Annotated in this window: 4 protein-coding genes and 1 pseudogene; 4 read left to right on the plus strand and 1 reads right to left on the minus strand. The window is 59.8% G+C overall.

Annotation, left to right across the window (positions count from 1 at the left end):
- The first annotated feature begins 61 nt into the window (after positions 1 to 61).
- A complete protein-coding gene (locus WA354_RS02780) occupies positions 62 to 2,599 on the plus strand; it encodes an ABC transporter permease (protein WP_472811485.1) in 2,538 nt (845 codons plus the stop codon).
- Between the two features lie 152 nt (positions 2,600 to 2,751).
- Here WA354_RS02780 and WA354_RS02785 read toward each other — a convergent pair whose 3' ends face one another.
- Entirely contained in the window at positions 2,752 to 3,936 is a 1,185-nt protein-coding gene (locus tag WA354_RS02785; protein ID WP_472811486.1) for a WD40/YVTN/BNR-like repeat-containing protein, read from the minus strand.
- A 315-nt stretch (positions 3,937 to 4,251) separates the two neighbouring features.
- Here WA354_RS02785 and lpxD point away from each other — a divergent pair, with 315 nt between their 5' ends.
- From lpxD to WA354_RS02800, 3 genes and pseudogenes are all read left to right on the plus strand, one after another.
- Entirely contained in the window at positions 4,252 to 5,292 is a 1,041-nt protein-coding gene (gene lpxD, locus WA354_RS02790; protein ID WP_472811487.1) for a UDP-3-O-(3-hydroxymyristoyl)glucosamine N-acyltransferase, read from the plus strand.
- A gap of 33 nt (positions 5,293 to 5,325) precedes the next feature.
- A complete protein-coding gene (locus tag WA354_RS02795) occupies positions 5,326 to 5,682 on the plus strand; it encodes a bleomycin resistance protein (protein WP_472811488.1) in 357 nt (118 codons plus the stop codon).
- 23 nt (positions 5,683 to 5,705) lie between these two features.
- Positions 5,706 to 6,000: pseudogene (locus WA354_RS02800) on the plus strand (hypothetical protein); the annotation flags it as partial.

Raw genomic sequence — 6,000 nt, forward strand, 5'->3', positions numbered from 1 at the left:
TGCCCGGGTGGCATATAACGTGCTCCTTCACGAGCACGCCGTTGTGTGCGAGGAGGGTTGCATGAGGGTTTTGCTCCAGGATCTTGCTTACGCATTTCGCCAGTTGCGGAAGACGCCGGGCTTCACCATCACCGTCATCCTCACGCTTGCCCTCGGCATTGGCGCGAACGCAGCCATCTTCACGCTCGTGAATGCCGTCCTCCTGCGTAACCTGCCCGTTGTCGATCCCAAGACCCTCATTCGTGTCGGCGATCAAGACGACTGCTGCGTTAACTCCGGCATGAACGACAAAGGCGACTACTCACTTTTCTCTACCGACTCCTATCTCCTGATGAAGAAGAATGTCCCGGAATTCCAGGAGCTGGCCGCGATGGAAGCAGGATTCGATTACCGGCCGCTCACCGCGCGTCACGAAGATCCGCAAGCCGTCGCAAAATCGGTGATGGGCGAGTTCGTCTCCGGCAACTACTTCCGCACTTTTGGCCTTCAGCCGGTTGCCGGGAGATTCTTCACAGACGCCGACGATAACAAGGGCGCGGCGTTTACGGCCGTCATGAGTTACGACACCTGGGCGCACGATTATGCTTCCGATCCAGCCATCATCGGGAGCACCTTCCGCATCAACACGCAGCCGGTAACCATTATCGGCATCGCACCGAAGGGCTACTTTGGTGATCGTCTTACAAGCAGTCCGCCCAACTTCTATTTGCCGCTTGAATCCATGGCCGTGATCGCCAATGTCCCTTATCTGCACGATCCCGAGGTCGAGTGGGTCTACGTCATTGGCCGCGTGAAGCCGGCCGTCTCACTGTCCGCAGTGCAGTCCAAAATCAGCGCGCTGCTTCGTCAGGAGTTCTCCACCTTCAAGATGTTCAAGTCGGAACGCGGCAAGAAGTTTCTTGACCGCACCCATGTTGTGCTGATTCCCGGAGGCGCAGGTATCCAGCAGTTGCAGGACAACGCCAAGTCGCAGCTTCATCTCCTCACCTGGATCGCCGCACTGGTTCTGCTCGTCGCCTGCGCGAATATCGCCAACCTGCAACTGGTGCGCAGTATGAGCCGCCGGGCGGAGATGTGCGTGCGCACCGCTTTGGGCGCGCAGCGCAGCCGTATCATCCGCCAGTTGCTGACGGAGAGTGTTCTTCTCGCCCTGCTAGGGGGCGTCGCCGGACTGGTGGTGGCCTATGCCGGCGCGCACATGCTGCTGGCGATGGCGTTTCCCGGTGCACAGAACGTTCCCATCGATGCGACTCCGTCACCTCTTGTTATTGGATTCGCCTTTGCGCTTTCGCTTGTCACCGGCATCCTGTTCGGCGTAGCGCCCGCGTGGATTGCGGCCCAGGCGCAACCGGCCGAGGCATTGCGCTCCGGTACGCGTACCACCACCGGAGGCGCATCTATCTTGCAGCGCTCGCTCGTTATCCTGCAGGCGTCTTTGTCTCTCGTCCTCCTGGTCGGCGCCGGTCTGTTTGCGCAGAGCCTTAGCAAGCTCGAAGGCTCCGACATGCACCTCGACTCGAAGAACCGCTACATCATTCACATCAATCCGCAGGCTGCGGGATATTCGCAGACCCAGGTCGAAGCGCTTTATCGCGCGATCGAGGATCATTTCCATTCATTGCCCGGCGTGGTAAAAGTGGGCATCTCCACCTACACGCCCATGGAAGATAACAACTGGAGCAACAGCGTCCAGATCCAGGGAGAGCCCGATCCGGATAAAGGTTCATCTTTCGTCAAAGGCAACGCCGAGTACTTCGACTCAGTCGGCACGCACGTTGTGATGGGCCGCGGATTTACGCCGCAGGACCTGCTCGCCGCGCCGCCGGTCGCAGTTGTGAATCAGGAATTCGTGAAGCAGTTCTTCAAGCCCGGCACCAACCCCATCGGTCATCGCATGGGTTCGCCCGGCCCGGACACCTCCGGGTCATATGAGATTGTCGGCGTAGTGGAGAACACCACGTACACCGCCGTGCAGTGGAAAAACCATGCAATGTATTTCGTGCCCATCACGCAGCGTCCAGTTAACTCGAAGGAGCCGATCACGGCAGACATGTCTCTTTACGCAGGCGCCATCGTCGTCCAGACCGACAGCCCCATGAACGACATGGAGAAGCTTGCGCAGCTCACTCTTTCCGGCATCAATCCCAACCTCACCATCGTCAAGTTCCAGACCTTCGGTCAGCAGATCGCCGATCGCTTCAATGACGACCGGATGATCGCGCGGCTGACGTCGCTCTTTGGCGGTCTTGCACTCCTTCTCGCTACCATTGGTCTCTACGGTGTGACCGCGTACACCGTTGTCCGCCGCACACCCGAGATCGGCATCCGCATGGCGCTCGGCGCAGAACGCATCCGCGTCATCGGCATGGTGATGCGCGGAGCCATGGTGCAGGCGGCTATCGGACTCGCGATCGGCGCGCCCATCGCCATGCTCTGCGTCCGCTACGTTAAGTCCCAACTCTACGAAATTACCCGCGTCGATACGGGCGTCATGGTTGGAGCCATCTGTCTCTTGACCATTGCGGCAGCCATCGCCGGCATGATCCCCGCGCGCCGTGCCGCCTCCATCGATCCTGTCAAAGCACTACGCGTCGAGTGACACCGGGAAGGTGCGTCATGGATTGAGGAGCGGCCGAGCCACTACTCCGAGCGGCGAAAGGTCCGTGCTTTCCCACCCATGCGGCAAAGACCCCCGCATGGATGGGGCACCCCAAGTCCTGTGACAAAGCAAGAGCGTAGAGGACGAAAACATCAACGCTTCAGCGCGGCTTCATCGAGTTTGCCGATGCGGCCGTGGGGTCCGACTACGAAGGGAAGGGAGAGCGCGTTCCAGTTGCGGTCGGCGTCAGGCGCTTCATGCAGGGCAGGATCAGGATGGAGTGCGCGCCAGTTCTTGCCGTCGTCGGTGGAGATGTCGGTGCCGTTGGGGCCTACGGTGATCCATATTTTGGTGGTGGGGTCGTAGGCTACGGCGGAGCGGTAGCCGTGGGGCGGGGTTTGAGCGGCGGTCCATGTTTTGCCGCCGTCATGGGAGTAAGCCACTGTGTTGGCCGGGTCACCTGGCTTGAGATAGTCACCACCCACGGCGATGCCATGAGTCGCGCTTTGAAAGCTGAGGGAAAAGATCCCGGCGGAGGGTGTTGAGTGATTGATGGGGACTTGCACATTCTCAAAATCAATCCAAGGCTGGCCGCACTCGCCAGAGAGGGGATCGACGGCCCCCGCGCAGTACGCGCTCCTGAAGAGAAATGGACTTGGGGTTGACCCTTCAAATAGGCGACGGAAAGCTACACGGCCGGCACTGGTCCCAAACCAGAACAGTCCATCCTTCGAAGCAATGGAAGAGTTACTCGCTGCGAAAGCTGACTCGTCTTTCAATGCGTGAAGACCATTGCCTGGCTTGATCGGCCAGTCTGTGGCGCTTACGGGCCCCCACGTTATACCTCCATCCGCGGTGACACGAATGCGGAAGTTGTCGGCATACTCGACCGGCGTTTTCATGTTCTGCGGGCTGGGATCGCCGAAGAGGATTCCGTGTTGCTGATCAAGAAACAGGATGGCATCGAAGAAGCCGTCCGGTGCGTACGGATTGGTGAAGTTTAGCTTCCACGAGTGGCATCCGTCGGTCGTCTTGTATAGACGCGACATGTCACCCGGGCCGCTGGACATGACGATGGCGGTATTGGCATCGAATGCCTGGATTCCGCGGAAGTCGAGCTTCTCCGCGCCGAGCGGGACGGTGCACGATTGCCAGACGTATCCACCGTCTTCGGTCCGCAGCACCGTGCCGTTCGTCCCGGATGCCCAGGCCACGCCGCCTCCGACGTTGTGGATGCCGCGGAGGTCGGCGGTCGTGTTCGAGGTCTGGAGTGTCCACTGGGGGTGAGCAGATGTGGTTGCCGCGAGAATCGCGAGAAGCGTTAGCGCTGTCCGCATGAGAATCAGTGTCAGGCAACAATGCTGAGTGGAGCAACTGCTCCGAGCGGTTGAGGTCTGTGCTTTCCCACCCACCCATGGTTCGTAGCTCGGCCAGATTGCTTTATGTACATTCGTGCTTTCCCACGTCTCAAAATCGAGACATGGCGCACCCATGTGAGCGGCTGGGGTGCTTCCCAGGCTTGTGGCAAAACAAAGGCGTCGCAAATATTGGGCACCCATGTTCCGTGGCCTTGTCATGCGCGACGTGGTTACATAACCAAAAGGGGATGGCGCGGGCGGCCGCCGGGGTTACCCTTCGAATGGAGCGATCCGATGATTTTGCAAGATCTGGTGGAAGAACTGGGCGGAAGCCTGGTGCAGGGTGATCCGGAGTGGATGGTTGACGGCGTGAACTCCTGCGAGAAGGCCAGCGCGTTCGATGTGGCCTTTGCTGATTCCGATGCCGCGGCGGCGGCGGGGCTAGGCAGCAATGCTGGCGTCGTGGTCCTCAAACCAGGCGCGGCGAAGGAGTACCCGCGCGGCAAGTGCATCGTCGAATCGGATGATCCGAAGCTTTGGTTTGCCAAGGCGGCAAAGGTCTTGAAAAAGCGCTCGCTCTCAGTAGGCATCGCGCACTCGGCGGTGGTGGCACCTGATGCGAAGGTGGATCAGGCGGTTGTGGTGGGGCCCTGTGCAGTGATCGGGTCGCACGTCAAGATCGGCGATGGGACACATATTGGAGCCGGCGCGGTTATTGGGGAGAACGTCACGATCGGGCTGCACTGTCAGATCTACCCGCGCGTGGTGATCTATCCCGGGGCAACTCTTGGCGATCGCGTGGTGGTACACGCAGGCGCGGTGCTGGGAGCGGATGGGTTTGGCTATGTGCGCGATCCGGCAAGCGGCGCGTATACGCAGTTTCCGCAACAGGGCACGCTTGTGATCGAGGACGACGTTGAGATCGGCGCGAATTCGACCGTGGATCGCGGAGCGCTCGAAGAGACACGCATCCGTCGCGGCACGAAGATCGACAACCTGGTTCACGTGGGACACAACTGCGATATCGGCGAGCACGTTATTCTCGTCGCGCTTACGGGTATTTCGGGATCGAGCACGGTGGGCAGAGGAGCCGTGCTGGCCGGGCAGGTCGGCATTGGCGACCATGTGCGCGTTGGTCCCGGTGTGATTCTGGGGGGGCAGGCGGGCGTGTTCAGTGGTAAAACCATTTCGAACGAGGGACAGAGGCCGGGAACCGTGATGTTCGGCACGCCGGCGCGTCCGCTAAGGCAGGTGCTCCGCGAACAGGCAATGTTGACGAAGTTGACGAATGCCGCGAGATCCGGCGAAAAAGAGGAAACGTCCAAGTCCGGCTGATGAAAGCATGGACCTCTGCGAAGGAGGAGTTCGATGATCCGTCGCGCTATTCCCTTGTTTCACGTTTCAAACGCGGTCGCTGCCGTGGAATTCTATTGTCACGGCCTTGGTTTCCAACTTGAGTTCGAACACCGGCCCGCAGGCGTCACCACGGATCCGTGTTACCTGGGCATTTCGCGTGATGGAGTGTGGCTGCACCTGTCGTCGTTCAACGGCGATGGCGTAGCGGGCGCGGTAGCGAATCTGATTGTGGACGACGTCGACAGGTTTTACACGGAGTTCACCGCGAGGCATGTGCCGATCGAGGTGCCGCCGGTGGACCAGACGTGGGGAAGCCGCGAGATGTATGTGAAAGACAGGGACAGAAACTGCCTGCGATTTATTGCGTAAAGAACAGGGAACAGGGATTAGTTTTGGCCATTGTTGTCGTGGGCGGCAGTACGAAAGATATCGGCAAGACTGCGTTGGTATGCGCGGTGATTTCCGGGCTGTCGGAGTTTGGCTGGACCGCGGTGAAGATCACGGGCCACAGCTATCAGCCGGAAGCAGCCTTGCAGAGACAGTCGACAGAACATACAGGCCCAATCATTTGCGAAGAAACCGTTGCAGGGCAAGAGACGGATACTGCACGCTATCTTGCGGCTGGCGCGCGACGGGCGCTACTGGTGACGCGGTGCGGTGAGGAAATGCCGATCGACGAGATCCGCG

Source organism: Occallatibacter sp. (assembly GCF_049802275.1).
GTDB lineage: Bacteria > Acidobacteriota > Terriglobia > Terriglobales > Acidobacteriaceae > Telmatobacter.

What these genes read in the sequence shown, in the direction of transcription:
- WA354_RS02785 (WP_472811486.1), bottom strand. Translation starts at nt 3,936, where the DNA reads ATGCGGACAGCGCTAACGCTTCTCGCGATTCTCGCGGCAACCACATCT.
- lpxD (WP_472811487.1), top strand. Translation starts at nt 4,252, where the DNA reads ATGATTTTGCAAGATCTGGTGGAAGAACTGGGCGGAAGCCTGGTGCAG.
- WA354_RS02795 (WP_472811488.1), top strand. Translation starts at nt 5,326, where the DNA reads ATGATCCGTCGCGCTATTCCCTTGTTTCACGTTTCAAACGCGGTCGCT.
- WA354_RS02780 (WP_472811485.1), top strand. Translation starts at nt 62, where the DNA reads ATGAGGGTTTTGCTCCAGGATCTTGCTTACGCATTTCGCCAGTTGCGG.